At 70.6% G+C, this 20,601-nt stretch carries 19 protein-coding genes; 7 read left to right on the top strand and 12 right to left on the bottom strand.

What is annotated here, in order from left to right:
* Positions 1 to 60: 60 nt before the first annotated feature.
* From OV208_RS03675 to OV208_RS03655, 5 genes are all read right to left on the bottom strand, one after another.
* Positions 61 to 612, bottom strand: coding sequence for a very short patch repair endonuclease (locus tag OV208_RS03675; protein ID WP_267572397.1), 552 nt, complete (start codon positions 610 to 612; stop codon positions 61 to 63).
* Positions 613 to 787: 175 nt separating this feature from the next.
* Positions 788 to 1,345, bottom strand: a complete 558-nt coding sequence (locus tag OV208_RS03670; protein WP_267572396.1) for a response regulator transcription factor — start codon at positions 1,343 to 1,345, stop codon at positions 788 to 790.
* Entirely contained in the window at positions 1,342 to 2,658 is a 1,317-nt protein-coding gene (locus OV208_RS03665; RefSeq protein WP_267572395.1) for an ATP-binding protein, read from the bottom strand. Before OV208_RS03665 ends, OV208_RS03670 begins: the two co-directional genes overlap by 4 nt.
* Positions 2,655 to 3,413: a hypothetical protein gene (locus OV208_RS03660; RefSeq protein WP_267572394.1), complete on the bottom strand. Its 759-nt coding sequence runs from the start codon at positions 3,411 to 3,413 to the stop codon at positions 2,655 to 2,657. The genes OV208_RS03665 and OV208_RS03660 overlap by 4 nt, the downstream gene beginning before the upstream one ends.
* On the bottom strand, positions 3,413 to 4,309 hold the full coding sequence (locus OV208_RS03655; RefSeq protein WP_267572393.1) for a transporter: 897 nt from the start codon (positions 4,307 to 4,309) through the stop codon (positions 3,413 to 3,415). The genes OV208_RS03660 and OV208_RS03655 overlap by 1 nt, the downstream gene beginning before the upstream one ends.
* Before the next feature lie 217 nt (positions 4,310 to 4,526).
* On the opposite strand from OV208_RS03655, the gene OV208_RS03650 reads away from it, so the two are divergent.
* Positions 4,527 to 4,964: a DoxX family protein gene (locus OV208_RS03650; protein WP_267572392.1), complete on the top strand. Its 438-nt coding sequence runs from the start codon at positions 4,527 to 4,529 to the stop codon at positions 4,962 to 4,964.
* Positions 4,965 to 5,049: 85 nt separating this feature from the next.
* Here OV208_RS03650 and OV208_RS03645 read toward each other — a convergent pair whose 3' ends face one another.
* From OV208_RS03645 to OV208_RS03625, 5 genes are all read right to left on the bottom strand, one after another.
* Positions 5,050 to 5,964, bottom strand: coding sequence for a metallophosphoesterase (locus OV208_RS03645; RefSeq protein WP_267572391.1), 915 nt, complete (start codon positions 5,962 to 5,964; stop codon positions 5,050 to 5,052).
* Between the two features lie 317 nt (positions 5,965 to 6,281).
* Positions 6,282 to 7,835, bottom strand: coding sequence for a hypothetical protein (locus tag OV208_RS03640; protein ID WP_324291336.1), 1,554 nt, complete (start codon positions 7,833 to 7,835; stop codon positions 6,282 to 6,284).
* A 237-nt stretch (positions 7,836 to 8,072) separates the two neighbouring features.
* Positions 8,073 to 8,573 carry a hypothetical protein gene (locus OV208_RS03635; RefSeq protein ID WP_267572390.1) on the bottom strand — a complete coding sequence of 167 codons (501 nt, stop codon included), beginning with the start codon at positions 8,571 to 8,573 and terminating at the stop codon, positions 8,073 to 8,075.
* A gap of 141 nt (positions 8,574 to 8,714) precedes the next feature.
* Positions 8,715 to 9,116, bottom strand: a complete 402-nt coding sequence (locus OV208_RS03630) for a response regulator transcription factor (protein ID WP_267572389.1) — start codon at positions 9,114 to 9,116, stop codon at positions 8,715 to 8,717.
* Positions 9,117 to 9,307: 191 nt separating this feature from the next.
* Positions 9,308 to 9,760, bottom strand: a complete 453-nt coding sequence (locus OV208_RS03625) for a Fur family transcriptional regulator (protein WP_120542197.1) — start codon at positions 9,758 to 9,760, stop codon at positions 9,308 to 9,310.
* A 316-nt stretch (positions 9,761 to 10,076) separates the two neighbouring features.
* Between OV208_RS03625 and OV208_RS03620 the strand changes: the two genes are divergently transcribed.
* Together OV208_RS03620 and OV208_RS03615 are read left to right on the top strand one after the other, a co-directional pair.
* A complete protein-coding gene (locus OV208_RS03620; protein WP_324291335.1) occupies positions 10,077 to 12,032 on the top strand; it encodes an ATP-binding protein in 1,956 nt (651 codons plus the stop codon).
* Positions 12,033 to 12,147: 115 nt separating this feature from the next.
* Complete coding sequence (locus tag OV208_RS03615; RefSeq protein WP_267572387.1) at positions 12,148 to 12,558, top strand: hypothetical protein; 411 nt, start codon at positions 12,148 to 12,150, stop codon at positions 12,556 to 12,558.
* On the opposite strand, the gene OV208_RS03610 is transcribed toward OV208_RS03615, so the two are convergent.
* The gene (locus tag OV208_RS03610; RefSeq protein WP_267572386.1) at positions 12,500 to 14,143 is read right to left on the bottom strand and encodes a sensor histidine kinase; all 1,644 of its coding nucleotides are present in this window, start codon (positions 14,141 to 14,143) and stop codon (positions 12,500 to 12,502) included. The two genes, OV208_RS03615 and OV208_RS03610, sit on opposite strands and share 59 nt — an antisense overlap.
* Positions 14,144 to 14,318: 175 nt before the next feature.
* Here OV208_RS03610 and OV208_RS03605 point away from each other — a divergent pair, with 175 nt between their 5' ends.
* Complete coding sequence (locus tag OV208_RS03605) at positions 14,319 to 16,766, top strand: PAS domain S-box protein (RefSeq protein WP_267572385.1); 2,448 nt, start codon at positions 14,319 to 14,321, stop codon at positions 16,764 to 16,766.
* Positions 16,767 to 16,776: 10 nt separating this feature from the next.
* Here the strand turns inward: OV208_RS03605 and OV208_RS03600 are convergent, their stop codons facing one another.
* Positions 16,777 to 17,019 (bottom strand): hypothetical protein, encoded by a 243-nt coding sequence (locus tag OV208_RS03600; RefSeq protein WP_267572384.1) that lies wholly within the window; start codon positions 17,017 to 17,019, stop codon positions 16,777 to 16,779.
* Between the two features lie 161 nt (positions 17,020 to 17,180).
* Here OV208_RS03600 and OV208_RS03595 point away from each other — a divergent pair, with 161 nt between their 5' ends.
* From OV208_RS03595 to OV208_RS03585, 3 genes are all read left to right on the top strand, one after another.
* Complete coding sequence (locus tag OV208_RS03595) at positions 17,181 to 17,579, top strand: hypothetical protein (protein ID WP_267572383.1); 399 nt, start codon at positions 17,181 to 17,183, stop codon at positions 17,577 to 17,579.
* Between the two features lie 121 nt (positions 17,580 to 17,700).
* Positions 17,701 to 18,633, top strand: a complete 933-nt coding sequence (locus OV208_RS03590; RefSeq protein ID WP_267572382.1) for a DUF2381 family protein — start codon at positions 17,701 to 17,703, stop codon at positions 18,631 to 18,633.
* Positions 18,630 to 20,543 (top strand): serine/threonine protein kinase, encoded by a 1,914-nt coding sequence (locus tag OV208_RS03585; protein WP_267572381.1) that lies wholly within the window; start codon positions 18,630 to 18,632, stop codon positions 20,541 to 20,543. The genes OV208_RS03590 and OV208_RS03585 overlap by 4 nt, the downstream gene beginning before the upstream one ends.
* Positions 20,544 to 20,601 lie beyond the last annotated feature (58 nt).

Here is a 20,601-nt window from a genome sequence, read left to right as displayed (position 1 = left end):
CGATCCGCTCGGCCCTCTCCGTCGGAGCTGAGGGGAGGCTGACAGGGGCTGGTTGGCTCATCACGCTCGTCTGGACCACTTTCGGGTGCTCCTGCTCTGGACCACAACTCTTCCGAGGGCGCAATTCTTCAACTCGCGAAGGTGACGGTGCTCCAGGTCCTGGGGACCGCCGAGTGCTTCGACCCGCACAACCCGCCAGTCTTGAGGCGACCTCCAGTCTGGATCTTCCACGGCTTGCTCGACCTGCTCCGCCGCGCGGGTAGTGTCCTCCCACACTTGGTGTTCCCAGAGACGGCAGACCCGCCAGCCCAGCCGTTCGAGTTCCACTGTCTGACGCCTGTCCCGCTCCACGTTTTCCGTGAGCTTCATGGACCAGAAATCATCCCTTGTCCGGGGACGCACGTAGTGATCAGGACACCCGTGCCAGAAACAGCCGTCGATGAAGACGGCGACCCGTGCGCCCAGGAAGACGATGTCCGGCTTCCCCACGGGAGTTGGGGTGTGCAGGCGGTACCGTCGCCCCCTGCTCCAGAGTGCGCGCCTCAGGAGCAACTCGGGCTTCGTGTTGCTGCCCCGGATTCGCGACATCTGCTGCGAGCGGCTCAGCCCCATTGCACTCCACCCTCCAGCACACCCGTCGCCACTGCCAGGCCCGCCTGACTGATTCCTGCCTCACAGCCATAACGGCCAGGGCGCCACTGCGGCAACTATAGGCCACGTAGCCGACATCGCGAGAACCTGGATCTGCTGGAGATGGCGTGGCAGATCGTCCGAAGGTGAGGGGCCGTCAGCGCGACGGCGGGTACTTCTGCAGCTTGCGCTGGAGCGAGCGCCGATGGATGCCCAGCTTGCGCGCGGCCTCGGAGATGTTGCCCGCGCTGTCCGCGAGCACCCGGTGGATGTGCTCCCACTCCGCCCGCGCCAATGACGGCGCCTGGAGGGTCTCCGGCGCGGCCACGGATGGCTCCTCCGCCGCCCTGGCGAACGCCGCCAGGATGTCGTCCGCGTCCGCGGGCTTCGGCAGGTAGTTCACCGCCCCCAGCCGGATGGCGTCCACCGTCGTGGAGATGCTGCCGTAGCCCGTCAGCACGATGATGCGCGTGGCCGCGTCCACCGCCAGCAGGTCGCGCACCAGCTCCAGCCCGCTGCGCCCCGGCATCCGCAGGTCCACCACCGCGTACTCGGGCGACTCGCGCCCCGCCGCCGCCATCGCCTCCTCGTGGTTGCCCGCCGTCGTCACGTCCCAGTCGCGCTCGCGGAAGGCCCTCGCCAGCCGCTCGCGCAACGTCGCGTCGTCGTCCACCAGCAACAGGCTGGGGCGGTGGTCCACCACGGTCGTGCTCACGCCGCCGCCTCCTGCGCGCTCGCGGCTGGCAGGCTCAGGCCCACCGTCGTGCCTTCTCCCGCCTTCGAGCGCAGCTCCAGCGAACCGCCCAGCTGCTCCGCCAGCGAACGGGCCAGGAACAACCCCAGGCCCATGCCTTCGCCCGGCGCCTTCGTCGTGAAGAAGGGCTCACCCGCCCGGGTCAGCACTGCGTCCGGCATGCCCGCGCCCTCGTCGCGCACCTCCAGCCGTGCCCCCGTCGCCTCCGCCCTCGCGCGCAATTCCACAGCGCGGTCCGCAGGCGTGGCCTGCAAGGCGTTCTTCACCAGCCCCCGCAGCACCCGCGCCAGGGCCCTGGGCGGCCCGTGCACCTGGTAGGCCTTCAGCGCCTCCGGCACGTCCACGCGCACGCGCTCCCGGCCCGACAGCTCCGACAGCGTCTCCTCCACCAGCCGCTCCAGTGGAATGGGGTGGAAGGGCTCGCCTGTCGTCTGGCCCGCGTCCGCGGACATCTGCACCAGCACGTCCCGGCACCGGTCCACCTGTTGGCGGATCAGCCGCAGGTCCTCGCGCACGGACTCCGAGGTCTGGGACGCGGCGAGCGCCCGCTCCAGCTCCTTCGCCACCACCGCGATGGTGGACAGCGGCGTGGACAGCTCATGCGCCGCGCCCGCCGCCAGCGTCGCCAGCGAGGCCACCTTCTCCTGCCGCGCGTGCCGGGCCCGCGTCTGCGCCAATTCCTGCTCACGCTCCGCCAGCGCCCGCGTCACGCGTTGAATGAAATACACGATGAAGCCCGCGGCCACCGCGAACGCCACCCACATGCCGCTCAAATGCAGACGCATCAGCTCCGCGTGGTCCGGCCGCGCCAGCCCCGGCAGCGTCACGTCCTGCAACACGAACAGCGAACCGAACGCGAGCAGCGTGAACACCAGCATCGCCCACGTCCGCCGCGCCGGGAGCAGCACCGTGCCCAAGGCCACGTTCACCAGGTACAGCGTGGTGAAGGGGTTGTGTGTCCCGCCGCTCAACGCGAGCAGCCCCGTGAGCACCAGCGTGTCCCAGAGCATCAGCCCGAAGATGGCCGCCTCCGCCACGGGCCGCGCCCGGGACAGGCCCATGCGCACCGCCCCGTTCGTCAACGCCTCCACCGCGAGCAGCGCCACCAGCGCTGACACCGGCAGCGCCAGCTTCAGGCCCCACGCGGCCACCGCCACCAGCACCGCCTGCCCGACGAGCACGCCCCAGCGCAGCCGCAACAGCCAAACCAGGTTGATGCGGGCCCGGGGCGAGGGTTCGGCAGGGAGGGCGGACGCGGGCGGCGAAGTCGTCATGGCGCTACGGAGGACATCGCCACGGAGCGGGCCACCGTGTCCAGCACCGTGGCCGCTGCTGCCTGGGACTCCAGGTCCACGCTCGCGAGCCACCGGTCCCAGGCGAGCACGAAGGTGCGCTCGGCCACGGGCTCCTCCTCGGACAACGTCAGCCCGTCCAACACCACCTCCACCGAGGCGATGTTCGACGTGACCAGGCGGAAGGGCTGGGGCTCGCCTCCGCCCGCCGGCACCCGCGTCCCCTCCAGCCACAGCGTGCGGCCCACCATGTCCACGCCGCTGTCGGCCGCCTGTCGCAGGCCCTCGGCGTCCGTGTCCGCGGGCTCGAAGGTGAGCCGCGCCCGGCAGTAGCGCCCCGGCGCGGGCCTGAGCGTGCCCAGCGACAGCACGTTGCCGTCGGGCCGCTCCAGGCCGCTGACGTGTGGCGTGCCCAAAAGCCGCGGCGACCCCGCGGAGTGCGCGTGCGCGGTGCCAATGGGAGACACCGCCCGCAGCAGGCGCCAGCCCAGGGCCTCCTCACACGGCTTCAACTCCACGCTGCCCAACGTCACATAGCCGCGTGTCAGCGTGAGCGTCTGTCCATCCGTCCGCGTGAGGGAGCGTTCTCCGCCGGAGGCCTCCACGCCGTGCGAGGTGGCCCGGTGTTCGAGCCCCAGCGTGACGTGCACTCCGTCCACGCGCTCACCACAGCCGCCCAGGCCGCACAGGGCCCCGAGCAACAACACACCCGACACGATACGCGAAGGCAATGGCATCACAGGTCGTACGCGAGCGAGAGCTGCGCGATGGGCGTGGAGCTCACCCGGCGCAATTGATTGACGACCGGGATGCGCACCCCGGCCTGCATCACCACGTCCATGCCCGGGCTGAAGAGCACGTCCGGCGACACATAGGCGATGAAGCCTCCGCCGTTCTCTTCCGACACGCCGGCGGTGTCCGCCGCGCGCTCCGCCCGGCTGTCCAATCCCAGGCGCAACGCCCAGCGCGTCGAGGGCTGGTACTGCGCCCCCACCGACGTGCGCACCGACGCGCCCAGCCGGAAGTCCTCGCGCCCACGCGTGGGCAGGAAGCCCAGGACGCTGGCCATGAATGACCAAGACCCCCGGAAGCCCTGCCACGCCAGCCCGCCCATCGGATCCACCGAACCGCTGCCCGGCTGCGCATCCAGCCCCAGCGCCGTGCCGTCCCGCGCGTTCAGCCGGGGACCCGTGGGCAGCTTCACCCCGCCCACCACGCTCACCAGGTGGTCCGGCGAGAACTCCTTGTCCTTCCACACGAACGCCTTCGCGCTCACGTCGATGTCGCCCAACCCCCAGCCGCGCTCGCGCGCGAGGCTCACGTCCAGCACCTCGCGAGCCTGGAGCGGCAGGTTCACCGCCAGCACCAGCCAGGGCCGGGGCGCGTACGCCACCGCCACGTCCATGCGCAATTCGCGCAGCCGCTGCGCGTCCAGGTTCTGCTGGCCCTCCGTGTGCCCCCAGGCGCGCAGCATGGTGGACAGGCGCAGGCGGCCTTCGAAGGGCTGCTCGCCGCCCATGGACGTGAGCGTCGGGTCACCACACGCGCAGCTCGCGCAGGCCCATGCCCGCGAGGCGGGGACGAGGAGCGCGGCGCACAGGACGGCCAGGGCCAGGGTCGGGGCGGTTCTCAAGGCGTGGCCACCCTACCGCCCTGCTGTCCCGGGAAACTGCGGCGAGTTGTCGCAGCCCGCCGGTGCGTCGGCCTGGAGACTCACCCCCTGCCCCGTCGTCCGGGGGGCGGCCGGGGGAGCGGAGGCTGCCTGTCCGCCCGCCCATCCGTGCACAAGTAGAGAATGACACCGGCCCGTCCACGTTGAGGGGGAGAGGCTAGACGCACGGAGGTCATCCATGGGGTTGCTCGCGCCGCTGGGCCGGCTGATGTTTTCGGTCATCTTCATCACCAGCGGCCTGAATCACTTCTTCCAGCTCCAGGCCCTGACGGCCTACGCCCAGGCGTCCGGTGTGCCCGACCCGCGACTGGCGGTGCTGGTGTCCGGCGGGGTGCTGGTGGTGGGTGGCCTGTGCGTGCTCCTGGGCGTGTTCGCCCGCCTGGGCGCGGCCATGCTCGCCGTCTTCCTGCTGGCCTCCGCCTTCATGGTCCACCACTTCTGGCGGATGGAGGACCCGGTGCAGGCGCAGAACAACCTCATCCACTTCATGAAGAACCTCTCCATGGCGGGAGGCGCGCTGCTCATCGTCTACTACGGGCCCGGCCCCTTCAGCCTGTCGCGCAAGAAGCGCGAGACGTCGCTCGGGGGCATGAAGCTGGGCCCTCCGCTGCGCTGACAGCTTCCCTCAGGACACATGCGAAGGCCCCCCGCTCCCATGTTCGGGTGCGAGGGGCCGGGCGCTTCAGGAGGTCCGCCGCGGATCAGGGCGCGCCGACGTGGGCCGCCGCGGTGTTGCGCAGGGTGAAGAAGGCGACCTCCGGCGTGCTGCCCCGGCGCAGGTACGGGCCGCCGAAGCCGAAGCCCAGGCCCTGGTTCACGTACAGGTGGTTGCCGTTCACGCGGTAGTGGCCGCGGATGTACGGCTGGCCCGCGCGGCGGAAGAGGGCCTCCGTGAGGCCTCGGACGATGAACTGCCCGCCGTGCGTGTGTCCGGAGAACTGCACCAGGCCCGCGTGCGACGGCAGCTTCTCCACCGTGGGCGGCGTGTGGGCCAGCACCAGCCGCGTGCCCGACGTGGGCGCCCCCCGGAAGGTGGCCTCCACGTCGTCCATGCGCGTCAGGCCGTCGTCGATGCCCAGCACCGTCACCGGCGCACCCTTCACGTGCACCACGCGGTGCTCGTTCTGGAGCACCGTGTAGCCCAGGTCCTCGAAGCCCGCGCGCAGGTAGCGCACGTCCACCCAGTGGTCGTGGTTGCCCATCACCACGAAGACGGGCCCTTCCAGGCCCCTGAGCAGCTCACGCACGCGCGGCAGCGGCTTGGGGCTGTGCGTGACGTAGTCGCCCGTCAGGAACACCAGGTCCGGCGCCGCCGCGTTCACCGCGGCCACCGCGCGACGGATGCGCACGTCCGACGTCGCTTGCCCCACGTGCACGTCCGACAGCTGCGCGATCCGCAGCCCGTCATGTTCCGGGGAGATGCCGCTCAACTGGAGCAGGTGCTCGGTGAGCACGAAGTGGTCGCGCCAGCGCAGCCGTTGGTCGGGACGGAAGGGATCCGGGCCTCGCGCCAGGAGCTCGTTGCGGCCGTGCGGCTCCAACTCCAGGGCTTCGGCCTGGGCGGCGGAGGAGGAGGCACCAGCGGCGTGACGGCGGCGGGCGAGTCTCAGGCGCATGCGTTCGGATTCCTCCAGCGAGGCGGGAAGCGATTGTAGAGAGCGGACCGGATCGCCGTAAGCCCTGGAGCCCCGGCCCGCCTGTTCCCCGTGCGGCCAGCGCGGGGTGGAATCAGAACCGGGTCCCCTCTCGGAACATTTCCGCCTGCTTCCCGGCGTCCAGGCAGGTAGGCCCCGCTGCCTGTCCGTGCGACATGCACCGTGCCCTGTCGCCTGGGTGGGACCCGCCGGAGACACGCGGACCCCACGGCGCCAGCGAGGCACGCCGAGGGGTCTCATGGGTGAGGCACACGTACGCCCCGGGGGCGGCTCTCGCTTCAGTAGCCGCGCAGGACCGTGAGGCCGTCGGTGGTGAGCACCAGCAGCATGCCGGGCGTCACCGAGGGGTCGTAGACCAACTGGAGCACCTTGTTGGCGCGCACGTCGGCCACCTTCTCCAGCGTCTTGGCGGGCGTCAGCCGGTACAGGCCGCCGGAGTTGGTGGCGATGAAGAGCGAGCCGTCATTGGTGGCCGCCAATGAGTTGATGGCGTCGAGCGCGCCCACGTCCGCGCCGATGCGCGTGCCCTGCTGCGTGGGGCTGGTGGAGGAGGTGAGGCCCACCTTCCACAGGCCCAGCGACTTGCTGCCCAGGTAGTAGCTGCCGTCGGTGGTCTGCTGGAAGCCGCGCCAGTAGTCGAACTCCGCCTGCGAGTTGAGCTCCGGCAGGTAGGAGGACTTCACCTTGGACGGGTTGATGGCCGTGTCGGTGTTGTCCCAGTCACCCAGGCGGGGCGACGGGCTCACCATGCCGAAGGTCCAGTCGTTGGCCATCAGCACGTCGCCGTCCTGCGCGATGCCCAGGCCGTACGTGTAGCCCGCGTACTGCGAACCGTGCGCGTCGAACCACACCGGGTGCCGGTGCGCGTTGTACTGGAGCTCGCGGATGCGCGTGACGCCGTGGTTGCTGCCCACGTAGACGTCGCCCTTGTTCGGGCCGCGCATCACCGACACGCAGCTGAGCATGCTGCGGTCCTCGTCGAAGTGGTGGTCGTTGCTGTTGCGGATGCCCAGGCTGACTCCGTTGACGACGCGCGGGCCCGTCTGCACGGCGGCCCCGGCCGAGGAGTGGCGCACCGACTGGTTGATGTGCTCCTCGAAGGCGACCTGGCCGTTGGCGGTCAGCTTCACCGCGTCCACGTCGCCGGCCTTGTAGAGGTTCAGGCGCCGCTCGCTGTACGCGTAGCACTGGGTGTCACCCACCGGCACCTCGCACGGCGGGTTGGTGACGATGAAGTTGGTGTGCAGGCCGGGGAACTCCGGATCCGGCTGGAGGTCCTCCGCGCTGTAGCCCACGTAGGCCCGGCCCGCCGCGCCGCCGCAGATGACCGTGGCGTTGCCGCCCGCCGCCGCCTGCCCCACCGCGCCCGACACCCAGACCAGCTGCTGCGTGTCCGCGCGCACCACGCCGATGCGGCTGCCTTCCAGCACCCAGAGGTTCTTGCCCTGGTCCAGACCCACCGACTGCACCCGCCCGATGCCGTAGCGCTCCGAGTAGTTCGTCACCGGGTCCGTGGGCCACCGGTCCCCCACGGGGTCGGGGTCCACCACGCCGCCGTCAGTGCCCGCATCCGTGCCCGCGTCCGTGCCGGGGTCCGTGCCACCGTCGGTGCCCGCGTCCGTCCCGGGGGTCGTGCCCCCGTCGTCGGTGCCCGCATCCGTGCCGGGGTCCGTCCCTCCGTCCGTGCCACCGCCGGTCCCCGCATCAATCCCTGGCCGGGGATCGATGGTGTTCCCGTCATCAATCGGGTTGGTGGGCCCCTCCGACCCGCCGCAACCCCACGCCGACATCACCATCGCCCCAACCCACACGCCCAGCAGTCGTCGATTCACCGTGATCTCCCCACGCGTTCCCTAAGCAAGCGGCGTACCTGCCCTGGAGCACGGGTGTTCCGCTCACGGGCCACCCGGAAGAGGGCAATCCCTTTCCCATCCGGTCCACGCGGGTGCCCTGGATGAGCAGTAGAAATGAGCAGTAAAAAAGCCGGGCCCGCCATCCCTGGTGGGAGGCGGGCCCGGAAGTGGATCAACGGCCGGGGCTTGGAGCGCCCGGGGTCTGGAAGACGCGCGTTACTTCTTCACCGCGCCCTTCGGCGAAGTGGCCTTCAGCTCCAGCGCGACGGAGTCATCCCCCTCCAACTGGAACTTCGCGCGCACGCTGGCGCCCTCCGGCAGCTCGTTCGCCTTCACCGTCTTGCCGTCCAGGGTGACGACCGTCTGGTCGCGCACGTCCAGCTGCACCTCCGGCAGGTCGCCGGTGCGCGCGATGGTGACGTCATCGCCATCCGGGCTCTTCACGGTGCCGGACAGGCTGTACGCGTCCTTCATCTTCCAGGCGCCGGTGCCGGCCGCCTTGGCGGCCTTGTCCTTGTCCGTGTCGGCGCCGACCACCTTCTTCGCGGTGTTGCCGATGGCGGGCCCCACCTCCTGGGCCTCCACGCCCGTGGTCGGGCCCTTCATCTGCCCGGCGCTGGGCGCGTCCGGCGCGGGGTTGGACGGCGTCCCGGTGGCGCTCTGCGCGAAAGCGGCCGTACCCAGGCACATCACTGCCGCGACGATGAGCTTCTTCATGGTCCCGCTCCCTTTGGTTCGAGTGTGTGATTCCGCGTCCCCGTGGGCCGCGTCTGCCTGAAAGGGTGGGGCGTCCGTGTTCCCACGCCAACTGGCGCCCTGCGTCAGCGCCGCTCGGCCGAATGCAGGGCAAGCAGGCGGTCAGGCGCCAGCGCTCACGAGCCCGTCGGACGGCAGGCACAGCCGCTTCACGGTAGTCAGGAGCGCGGGCAGGTCCAGCGGCTTTCGCAGGTAGCCCGCGACGCCCATCCCATCCACCGTGCTGCGCACGTCCAGCTCCGCGCTGGCCACCAGCACCGGGATGTCCGAACACGCCCGTTCGTGGCGCAGCGCCTCACGAAAGGCGATGCCGTCCATGCGCGGCATCATCAGGTCCAACAGGATGAGCTGCGGCCGGGGCTCCGAGGAACGCAGCCGCTCCAACGCCTCCAGGCCGTCCGCCGCGAGCTGCACGGCGTACCCCTCCAGTTCCAGCACGTCCTGGAGTGCATCCCGGATGTCCATGTCGTCGTCGACGACCAGCAGCGTGTGGTGGGCTTCCATCCCGTTCCCCCTGCGAGCCTTGGGAGCGCCCTCAGGCCGTCCCCCGAGCCGGGGCGGCGGGCCTCCTACCCTCGCTAGAACCAATCTGTACCCGGAGGAGGGGGAGCGGAAGCGGCAAATGTAGGTTTATGCCTACTGTTAGCCACACACTCCGCGGTCGCCCCCACGCCGGGCGGGAGGGGAGGGGCGGGCTATTCGCAGCGGTCGCAGAGGCCGCGCAGCTGCACTTCCACGGCGCGCTGGGACACGGCGCGGGGCACGCCCCGGGCGGCGGTGATGCGCACGGACTCTTCCGGGAGGCAGGCGACGGTGCCGCAGTCGGTGCAGGTGAAGTGGGGGTGGCTGTTGGTGTGTTCGGTGCCGCCGGCGCGCTTGAGCTCGAAGCGCCAGACGTGGTCGCCCAGGTCGGCGCGGACGACGAGGCCCGCTTCGGTCAGGTCGGTGAGGTTGCGGTAGATGGTGACGCGGTCGTAGCCCTCGCCCCCCAGCTCCTCCACCAGGTCCGCGTGGCTCATCGGCGCGGTGGCGGTCTCCAGCTTGCGCAGGACGGCCACCCGGGGGGCGGTGCTGCGCAGCCCCGCGGCGCGAATCCGGTCCTGGAACCCGGTCAGTTTCTCCTGCGCCGAGATTTTCTTGGCACCCATGGAAGGTCGAATAACACAGCCAACGCGCCGCGTCCCGACCACCGCGAGCGAAGTTGTACCTGTAGCCCGGTTGTAGCTGTGACGCGTCATGGCGGTGGTGCTGGCCGCGGGCGCTGCCTCGCGCCGGTGCAGGGCGGGCGTGGAGGCTTCCAGCTTCCAACACTTCCCAACGGGTGCCTTGACTCACTGCGGCTCGTCCCCACACTGCGGCTTTCCCGCAACCTGGGCGTGGGCCGTTGGGGTTCCACCCGCCAGACCGATCCGTCGTTCGCGCCTTGTCCGTCCCGTCCGCCTCCACTCGATGAAGCCCACCCTGTTGCTCGTTGACGCCCCCGGAGCCCACCGGGAGCTGTTGTCGCTGGCCTTTCAGAGCCAGGGGTGGCGGGTGCTGTTGGCGACCGGCATGGAGGCGCTGACGCGCGCGCTGCGCGACACCCCGCCCGTCGACCTGGTGCTGATGACCGGTGGGGTGTTGATGGTCCTGGGCGGGCAGGCGGACGTGCTGCGCGAGGCGTTGGCGGCCTCCGGCGCGAGCCTCTGGGTGGAGGCGCCGACGGGGGAGCGGGAGGCCCTGGGGCGACTGGGCGTGCCGGTGGCGGGCTTCCTTCCGTCCCCCGTGTCGCTGGGTGCCCGGCTGGAGGCGGTGCGGCAGGCGCTGCCGCCGGAGGCGCGGGACGCGGAAATGCCCCGGCCCCTGCGGGTGCTGGTGGCGGAGGACGACCCCGTCTTCCGCAAGCTGCTGCAGCTGTCCCTGGCCCCGTTCCGCTTCGAGGTGCTGGTGGCGGAGGACGGGCTGGCCGCGCTGGAGCTGGCGCGGCGGCGGCCCCCGGACATCGTGGTGGCGGACGTGCTGATGCCGCGCCTGGACGGCTTCCGGCTGTGCCTGACGCTGCGCCAGGATCCAAAGCTCGCCCGGGTGCCCGTCATCCTCACGCACGCCACCGCGCCGGATGAGCTGGACCTGCGCATGGCCGCCAACGTGGGGGCCAACGGCTTCGTGCGGCGCACCCAGGGAGACAACGAACTCGTGGCGCTGCTCTTGCGCGAAGCCCACGCGGAAGGGCCGCTGCCCGCGCCAGTGCCCGGCGAGCTGTCCACGGAGTCGCACCTGTACGCGATGGTGCGGCAGTTGGAGCGGCGCGTGGGGCTGCTGGAGCAGGCCGAACGCGACGCGCGCGAGAGCGAGGAGCGCTACCGGCTGGTGGTGTCCGGCTCCTATGACGGTGTCTGGGATTGGGACGTGCGCGGCCAGACGATGTTCTGGAGCTCGCGTCTCCTGGAGATGCTGGGGCTGAATCCGGAGGACTTCGCCGGCACCCCCGACGCGTTCCTCGCGCGGGTGCACCCGGAGGACCGGGGTGAGGTGGCCACCGCGCTCGCGCAGCACCTGGAGCAGGGCACGCCCTACGACGTGTCCTTCCGCCTGCGGCACGCGGACGGCAGTTACCGTTCGTGCGTGAGCCGGGGCCGGGCGCTCCGGGACGCGCGCGGGCTGCCGGTGCGCATGGCGGGCATCATCGGCGATGTGACGGAGCAACTGCGGCTGTACCGCGAGACGCGCGAAGCGGTGCGTGCCCGGGACGAATTCCTGGCGGTGGCCGCGCACGAGCTGCGCACGCCCCTGGCCGCGCTGCGCCTGCGGGTGCAGGGCACCGCGGCGGCGCTCAAGCTGGAGCGCCAGGTGGCCCCGGAGCGGCTGGAGCGCGCGCTGGTGGCGGCGGACCGCCAGGTGCAAAGGCTGGCGGACCTGGTGGAGGGGCTGCTGGACGTGTCGCAGTTGCAGAGCCATTCACCCCGACTGAACCTGGAAGACGTGGACCTGACGCAGGTGGTGCGCGACGTGATGGGGCATACGGAGGAGGTGGCGTCGCGCGCGGGGTGTCGGCTGGTGCTGCGCGAAGCCACGCCCACGTTGGGCCGCTGGGACGCCGTCCGCCTGGGCCAGGTGGTGACGCACCTGCTGGCGAACGCGGTGAAGTTCGGCCCGGGCAAGCCGGTGGAGCTGGAGGTCCAGGGGGACGCGGACTCGGCGCTGCTGGTGGTGCGCGACCACGGCATCGGCATCGCACCGGACCGGGTGGAGGGCCTGTTCCGCCGCTTCGGGCGCGCGGTGCCCGCACGCAACTACGGCGGGCTGGGCCTGGGGTTGTACCGGCTGCACCGCATCGTGGAGGCCCACGGCGGCCAGGTGTCCGTGACGAGCACCGAAGGCAGGGGCTCCACCTTCAGCGTGCGGCTGCCGCGCGCGGGGCCGCCGGTCGCCCGGGCTTGAGCGGGCCTGAGCAGGCCGTCCCGGGAGCCGGAGCCCCCTCGGAAGCTCTGTCCGGTGCCGCACACCCGGTGCGTGACCCCCTGCTCTCCCACGCGGGAGGAAGCACTTTGTCCTCATGGGGAAAAGACCCACCGTGCTGGTGCTGAATGGCAGTGAGGACCTCATCGAGGCCCTGGAGGAGCTGCTGGACGAAGCAGGCTTCCAGACCCGGGGGGCCCGGGTGCAGGACCTCGTCCGCGGCCCGTTGGACTTCACCACGCTGGTGAAGGAGACCCAGCCGGCGGTCATCGTCTACGACATCAGCGTGCCGTTCGACCTGAGCTGGAGTGCGTTCCAGAAGCTGGCCGCATCCCCTGTCGCCGCGGGCATCCCCTTCGTGCTCACCACCACCAACCGCGAGGGCGCGAAGGACTACACCGGGCCGGACGTCATCGAGTTGCTGTTGAAACCCTATGACATCGAGCAGTTCATCCGGGCGGTGTCGCTGGCGGTGACGCGGGGGGGCGACGGGGCAGCCGCACGGTGAAGGTGGTGCCCGCCTCCGGCGAGGAGCGCGCCGTCACGGTGCCGCCGTGGGCGCGCACCATCTGCCGCACGATGAAGAGCCCCAGGCCGATGCTGCGGTCCACCCGGATCTCCTGGGAGGCGGCGCCGCGCTCCAGCGGTTCGAAGAGGCGCGGCAGCACGTTGGCGGGGATGGGGAGGCCGGCGTTGTGCACCTCCAGCACCGCCTCGTTCTCCTGCACGTGGCTGCTCACGCGGATGGGTGTCTCCGGGTCGCCATAGGCCAGCGCGTTGCCCAGCAGGTTGCCCACCACCTGGGCCAGCCGGTCCGCGTCCCATCTGCCGGCGCCGTCGCCGCTTCGGGTCCGCGTGAAGGTCCGGGTCGGGGAGGAGACCTGGGCCTCCTCGACGGCGGTCTCCACCAGGGCGTGGAAGTCCAGGTCCTGGAAATGCAGCTTCAGGCTGCCGTGGCGGACCTGCGTGAAGTCGAGCAGGTCACGGATCAGGCGGACGGCCCGCTCGGTGGATGTGACGATGCGGCGTACCTGCTTCTCCTGGTCCGGCTCCAGCCCGTGGCGCCGCAACAGCAGGTTGGCGGAGAGCAGGACGACGGCCAGGGGGTTGCGCAGGTCGTGGCTCACGATGCCGATGAGCTGTCGTTCGAAGTCACTGCGCTGGAGGTGCTCCTGCTCCAACCGCTTGCGCGCGGTGACGTCCTTCAGGGCGCCCACCACCTGCACAGCCCGGCCCTGCTCGTCCCGGACGATGATGGCCCGCTCCTCCACGTCCAGCCACGTGCCCGACACGCCCCGAAACCGGTGGGCGCTCTGCCACGTGTCTTCCGTCCCCTCGATGGCGTCGCGGAAGCCCTTGCGGACGGCGGGCAGGTCTTCGGGGTGGATGTGCTCCCGCCACCAATCGTGGCGCGACACGCGCGGGGACTCCAGCACCCCGACGAGCGTCGGGTCGCTGCTGCTCCAGTCCAGGCTGTCCGTCTCCTGCTCCCACTCCCAGATGGCGTCCCGGGTGGCGCGCGCGGCCAGTCTGAAGCGCTGATCACTGCGCCAGGCCCGCGCCTCCGCGTCGCGGACCTCCTGCAGGGTGTTTTCGGCCAGGTCCCGCCGGGCCTGCTCGTCCGTCAGGTGCCTCTGGGACCGTTCGAGCGCCTCCGCCGCGTCCCGTGCGCTCTGCCGCTGGCGCCAGCCCCAGCGCGCCAGCCCGTGGACGCGGGCGACCAGCTCCGTGCCCCGGAAGGGCTTGAAGGCGTAGTCGTTGGCGCCCGCGTCCAGCCCCTCCACGACGTCCTCGGGAAGCTGGTGGGAGGTGAGCAGCAGCACGGGAATCAGGGCGGTGGCGGGATTGCCGCGCAGGAAGCGGCAGACCTCCAGGCCCGTGAGTCCTGGCGTCTCCCGGTCCAGCACCATCACGTCGGGAGGTGTCTGGAAGCCCAGGGCCTCCACCAGCGTGGCCCCGTCGGCGAAGTGCGTGACAGCGCAGGAGGGGGACAGCACCTCCTGGGTGGCTCGCGCCTCCAGGGACGAGTCCTCCAGCAGCCAGACCTGGGGAGCACCACGGGAAGACGCTGGCGGGGAGGGGAGGGGAGGCATCAGGGGGGATGCAGTGCGTAACCGCTTGGGCCGGTGCTGTCCAGGCAAGGAAGGATGCAAGCGTTCGGGGGCTGGTGCCCTGGTCGCCAATCACATTCGTCCTGAAGGCCCCATTGGACCTCCTGTCAGGTCACGGGGGTGGAGTAGGCCAGGGTCCGACGTTAGCGTCCTCGTGATGAGTTCGCCCGCGCATCCTGACTTCCTGGCTGGAGAGGGCGAACAGCGCGCTCGGATCCGAGCGCTCGACTGGGCGGCGACGTCGTTGGGGCCGCCCCTGGCGTGGTCCGACGCCCTGCGGACGGCGGTGGGCCTCGTGCTCTCGTCGCCCGTCCCGCTGGTGTTGCTGTGGGGCGCGGACGGCGTGCTGCTCTACAACGACGCGTTCTCGGTCGTGGCGGGAGGCAGGCACCCCGGGCTGCTGGGCCGGCCGGCGCTGGAGGCCTGGCCGGAGATGGCGGAGCTCAACCGCTACGTGCTGGCCACGGTGTTCGCGGGCGGTACGGTGTCGTTCCGGGATGAACCGATGGTGCTGTCGCGCCACGGCGTGCCCGAGGACGTCTGGTTGGATCTGGACTACAGCCCGGTGCGCGACGCGCAAGGCCGCATCGAGGGCGTGCTCGCGGTGGTGCGGGAGACGACGGCCCGGATGCGGGGCGAGCAGCAGCTGCGCGACAGCGAGAGCCGGCTGAAGTTCACGCTCAAGGCAGGGAAGCTGGGCGCGTGGGAGCTGGACGTGGCGACGATGACGCTCACTTCGTCCTCGACGTGCAAGGCGAACTTCGGGCGCGGCCCGGGGGCGTCATTCAGCTACGAGGAGCTGCTGGCCGCCATCCACCCGGAGGACGTGGCGCGGCGGCGGGCCGCCCTGGGGCGCACGCTCACGGAGCGGGTGGACTACGACGGCGACTACCGGGTGCTGTGGCCGGACGGTTCGGTGCACTGGGTGTCGGTGCAGGCGCGGCCCGTCGTCGGGCGGGATGGCCGGGTGGTGCGGCTGATGGGCGCGTCGCGCGACATCACGGAGCGCAAGCGGGCGGAAGAGGGCCTGCGGGCGCTCAACGAAACGCTGGAGGCGCGCGTCACCGAACGCACCGCCGAGCGTGACCTGATGTGGCGGCTCAGCCAGGACCTGATGATCGTGGTGGATTTGAAGCGCGGTGGGAACATCCTCGCGGCGAACCCCGCGTGGGAGCGGCTGCTGGGGTGGACGGAGGCGGAGTTGGTGGGGACGCCGGTGCAGCACTTCCTGCACCCGGACGACCTGGCGAGCTCCACGCAGTACGTGGAGGAGCGGCGCGAGGGACGGACGCTGCGCAGCAAGGACAACCGCTACCAGCACAAGGATGGGCGGTGGCGGTGGATCTCCTGGTCGGTGGTGGAGGCCAACCCGTCGATGTTGATGGCGGTGGGGCGGGACATCACGGAGGAGCGCGAAGCGCGCGAGGCGCTGACCGCCGCGGAGTCCGCGCTGCGGCAGTCGCAGAAGATGGAGGCGGTGGGGCAGTTGACGGGGGGCATCGCGCACGACTTCAACAACCTGCTCCAGGGCATCGTGGGGTCGCTGGGGTTGTTGCGGAAGCGCTTGCAGCAGGGGCGCACGTCGGAGCTGGACCGCTTCATCACCAGCGCGATGAACTCCGCGCATCGGGCGGCGGCGCTGACTCATCGGCTGCTGGCGTTCTCGCGGTTGCAGCCGTTGGACCCCAAGCCGGTGAAGGTGAATCCGCTGGTGGTGTCCATGGAGGACCTGCTGCGCCGGACGCTGGGCGAACAGATGCGGCTGGAATTGGCGCTCGCGGGCGGGCTGTGGCTCACGAAGTGCGACCCGAACCAGTTGGAGACGGCGCTGCTCAACCTGGTCATCAACGCCCGGGATGCGATGCCTGGGGGTGGGACGCTCACGGTGGAGACGGGCAACCTGTCCCTGGACGCGGGCGCCACGGCCCAGGTGCGGGACCTGGCGCCGGGGCAGTACGTGAGCGTGAGCGTGAGCGACACGGGGACGGGGATGTCGCCGGAGGTGTTGGAGCGGGCGTTCGAGCCGTTCTTCACCACGAAGCCACTGGGGCAGGGCACGGGGCTGGGCCTGTCGATGATCTACGGCTTCGCGCGCCAGTCGGAGGGCTCCGTGCAGTTGTACAGCGAGCCCGGGAAGGGCACGACGGTGCGGCTGTACCTGCCGCGCTACCAGGGCGAGGGCGTGCCGGAGGACGCGCAGGCGCCTCGGGAACTCACGGACGCGCACACGGCGGAGTCCGGGGAGACGGTGCTGGTGGTGGAGGACGAGGAGGTCATCCGGGCGCTCATCGTGGAGGTGCTGCGGGAATTGGGCTACCGCGCGCTGGAGGCGAGCGACGGGACGGAAGGCCTGCGGCTGCTGCGCAGCGCGCCCCGGTTGGATCTGCTGGTGACGGATATGGGATTGCCGGGGTTGAACGGCCGGCAGTTGGCGGACGCGGGGCGGGCCGCGCGTCCGGGGCTGAAGGTGTTGTTCATGACGGGCTACGCGGAGAACGCGGCGGTGTCCTCCGGGTTCCTGGAGCCGGGCATGGCGATGATGACGAAGCCCTTCGCGATGGAGGCGTTGGCCACGCGCATCCGGGACATCATCGGACGCGGGTGAAGCGCGGGCTTCAATGCCGGTTGTCGAACTGGATGCCGTCGCGCACGGCGGCGATGGCCTGTTCGGTGAGTTGGATGGCCTTCACGCGGTGGCCGCCCTTGTCACTGCTGGCGGCGCGCAGGTCCGACAGCGCGGTCTCCAGGTGGGCCAGCGCGTCGCGCATGCGCGGCTGACGTTCGGCATGGGCCTGATTGGCGGCACCGCCGAGGAGGAAGGCGACGGTGGTGGCGGCGGCGATGATGGAGTGGCGCATGGGAGGTCCCGGAGCGGTGGCGGACGGTGGCGTCCGCAGTGGTTTCCGTGATGAACCCGGGGGCGGTGGAAAGGTTTCGGGGGAATTGTTCTGCTTTCGTGCTCACGACGAGCGTGGTGGGCGCGCTGGTTCTGATTCCCCTGACTCTTTGAGTGGAATAAATGAAATACAATCAAGAATTCAGTGTCGAAGCCGTGTTGGATGTCCTGCGGGGAGTCAATGAGAAGTACAAGGAGGGTTCTCCCGTAGACGAGGCACTCCGAGTCGCCGCGACGGCGCTGATCTACATCCAGGAGCGCCAGCAGCTTGATGAGTATCGTGAGTTCTTCCGGTCCTTCTACACACCTGCCATTGATTGTGTCGTCGTCTCCCAGACGTTCTTGACGCGCGCGGACGCCGATGCGTGGCTTTCTGGTGGGCATGCCAGGGATGGCGAACTGGTGCGCATCGCGGGGCAGGGGTTCCAGGTCGTACTCGCGGGCGAAGGGACGAAGCCGACCTTTCTTCGTACCCCCCTGCCAGAAGAACTGATGAAGAAGTTCCCCCCCCAGCCAGTGTAGTCGGCAAGTGCATGGGCGCGGTTGTTCACCGTGTCACCCGAAGTCGTTCCCTGAAGTCCCCTGCAAGGCTGCCCGCCACGTCACTCCCTTCTGGTAGGGTGTGACGCTGGAGGTTTCCTGCGTGTTCGCATCCCCTGGGGTTGTCTTGCCAATGCTGGTGGTGGCGCTGGGCGCGGCGGCTCCGGTGCGGGCCGGAGTTCCGGACAAGCGCGCCCATCAGGAGCGCCGGCTGGTGGTCCGGGCCGACGAGGCCGCGACGCTGCACCTCTTGCGCGTCGCTCCCGGCGTGGTCACCACCGTCGTGTTCAACGACGACATCCTTCCATCCTCGGTGGACACCAAGGCCCTGGCGCCCCTGTTCGCCCAGGTGAAGGTGTATCCGGGCGTGATGGTGCTGCGCCCCTCCGTGGCCATGCCGGACGCTTCCCGTCCGCTGATCACAGCGCGCTTCGCGGGCGAGGACGCTCCCCGGCAGGTGACGTTCCTGCTCGTCACGGATCCGAAGGAGGTGGACACCCTGGTGGAGGTCTCCCGCCACGCCCTGTCCCCTGAAGCCCTGGGCGAGGAACTCGCCCTGCTCCGGGCCCAGTGCGCCGCCACCGAGGCAGGACTGGCGCTCCTGCGTGCGCAGTGCGACCAGACCGGACTGGGGGGCGCGGTGCTCATCGGTGCGTTGGGAGCAGCACCGGTGTCGATGGAATGGCCCGTCAAGCCCCTCAATGGTCCGGGTGTGAAGGTCGTGGGACCCACGGTGCTCTACCGCCACTTCGCGACCCGGGTGATGGCGTTCACCCTGGGAAATGCCCCGGAGGCAGCACCCTGGGTGCCTGGGGTAGCGCGATTGACGCTGCTGGACGCCGACGGGAAGCCGGGCCGCGTCGTCCTGGAGGCACGCGTGAAGATGCTGGATGCCCGTTTGACGCCCGGGATGCGCGGGCAGGCCGTGGTGGAGTGGCACATGCCGAAGGACTCGGATCCGGGCGCTCGTTACCTGATGGAGGCCTGGAACCAGGAGGCCGATCGCGCCGTGCGGTGGGAAGGATTGTCCCTGTGAGCCGTGAGCCGCTGGAAGTTGGACGCTCCGGGATGGAGGCGGGGCGAATCCTGTTGTCCGCGGAGTGGCTGCCGCCGGGCACGCGGGTGGATCGCTGGGAGGTGGTGGGGCGGCTGGGGGCGGGAGGCTACGGGACCACCTATTCGGTGCGCAGGGTAGGGCGTGCTCGCGGGCGGCTGTATGCGTTGAAGTTGTCGCGGCGTCCCGGGGAACGGTGGTTCGCGCGCGAGGCGGCGCTCCTGGCCCGCGTGCGCCACCCCGCCGTGGTGCGGCTGATCACCCACGGCGTCTGGCGATTGGGGCCGGTGGAGCACCCCTATCTGGTGATGGAGTACGTGGAGGGTGAATCGCTCTACGAGTGGGCCCTGGCCCGCAACCCCACGGGCCGTCAGGTGGCGCTGCTGCTGGCGCAGGTGCTGGAGGCGCTGGCCGCCGCGCATGCGGCAGGATCGCTGCACCGCGACTTCAAGGGCGACAACGTCCTGGTCACCCTCGATGGGAAGGTGAAGCTGCTGGACTGGGGCGCTGGCTGGTACGTGGGTGCGCCCGCCCTCACCGCGACCGCTCGACTTCCGCCGGGCAGTCCGCGCTACTACAGCCCCCAGCTCCTCCGCTGGCGCGCGTTGGCGGAGCGTCGGCCTGGGGCCCTGGAGCCCTACACCTACGGGGTGGTGGATGAGCTGTACGCCGTCGGTGTCACCTTCTACAGGCTGCTGGTGGATCAGTACCCCGCGCTCCCGTGGGGCGTGCCCGTCGGGCCTCTGGCGTCCCAGGGCCCGGGTGCCTTGAAGGACCTCAACCCGCGTGTGCCGGCGCTGCTGGAGGACTTCGCCCAACGGCTGCTGGCCTTCGCACCCGAACAGCGTCCCGAGGGCACGGCCTCCCTGGCCCGGGAGGTGCGAAGCGCGCTGACGGTCGCCGACGCAGCGTGGGATGCGCCGCTGTTCGGCTGGCGCGAAAGGACGTCCAGCGGTTCGCGCACGACGCTGGAGGCGGCGGAGGTGAGAGGTCCCGTGATGCCGGGGCAGGAGGTCGCCTTGCGTGAGGCCCGGGTCAAGCACGTGGAGGAAGTCCACCGGCTGCGCGAGGCCCGGGAGTTGCGCCAGCGCGACCCGGCGAAGGTGGCCGAGACCGAGGCCCGGGCGTCCCATGCCGTGCGTGGATCCGTTGGGCGTTCGCACCCGCTGCGGTGGGGGCTGGTCGCCGTGCTGCTGGTGGGGCCGCTGCTCGCGGGGCTCGCTGCGTGGCGCCTGGGATACGTCCCGGGAGCCCTGGCCCCGGTGCGGGGCGTCCGGCAAATGGCGCCGCTGACTGGACCGGACCAAGCTCGCGCGCCTCTGGCGGGGGATTCCCCACCCGCCCCGTTCCAGCAGGAGAAAGAAGACATGACCCTTCGTGCGCCGCAGCAGGCGGCCGTCAAATCCTCCCCGGTGCGCTCCGGTGCGCTCGGGAAGCTCCAGCGGTGCACCCTGGCCGCTGGCGCCATGGCCCTCACCGCCTGCCCGGGAGTACAGGTCCGCCCCGACCCGAGCCGCTGTCCCGCAGGGGCGCTGGAGGCGATGCGCAAGCTTGAAATGTATGAGGGCGGCGGTGCCGGTATCCTCACGGACATCCATCAACCAGGCGACAGCTCGGAAGAGCTCGTCGTCCGCGATGGCCCCATCGTCAGCCTCACCGTCCAAAGCTTCGGGGACCTGCCCACGGGAACCCGTCTGTACGGGCAGCTCTGGACGGGCGGGGGGAGGGTGACCGGTCGCTACACCCGGGCGGAGCTGCCGGACCGGCGCGTCGTCCCGGTCTGCCTCGTCTATGGCAACCGCGATGGCGGAGAGTGGCTTCCGGGATCCAAGGCCGGCGCGGTCAGGATGCCCAAGACCTGGGCCTACACCATGGTGCATGCCTTCCCGTGAATCATGCTTCTGGAGATTCCGGGTTTTGAAATTATTCTAATGTTACTCCTTGGGTTCT

Origin of the sequence: Corallococcus sp. bb12-1, from assembly GCF_026626765.1 — a bacterium.
GTDB lineage: Bacteria > Myxococcota > Myxococcia > Myxococcales > Myxococcaceae > Corallococcus > Corallococcus terminator.
The sequence above is the reverse complement of the archived record's forward strand: the minus strand, read 5'-3'. Positions and strand labels throughout refer to the sequence as shown.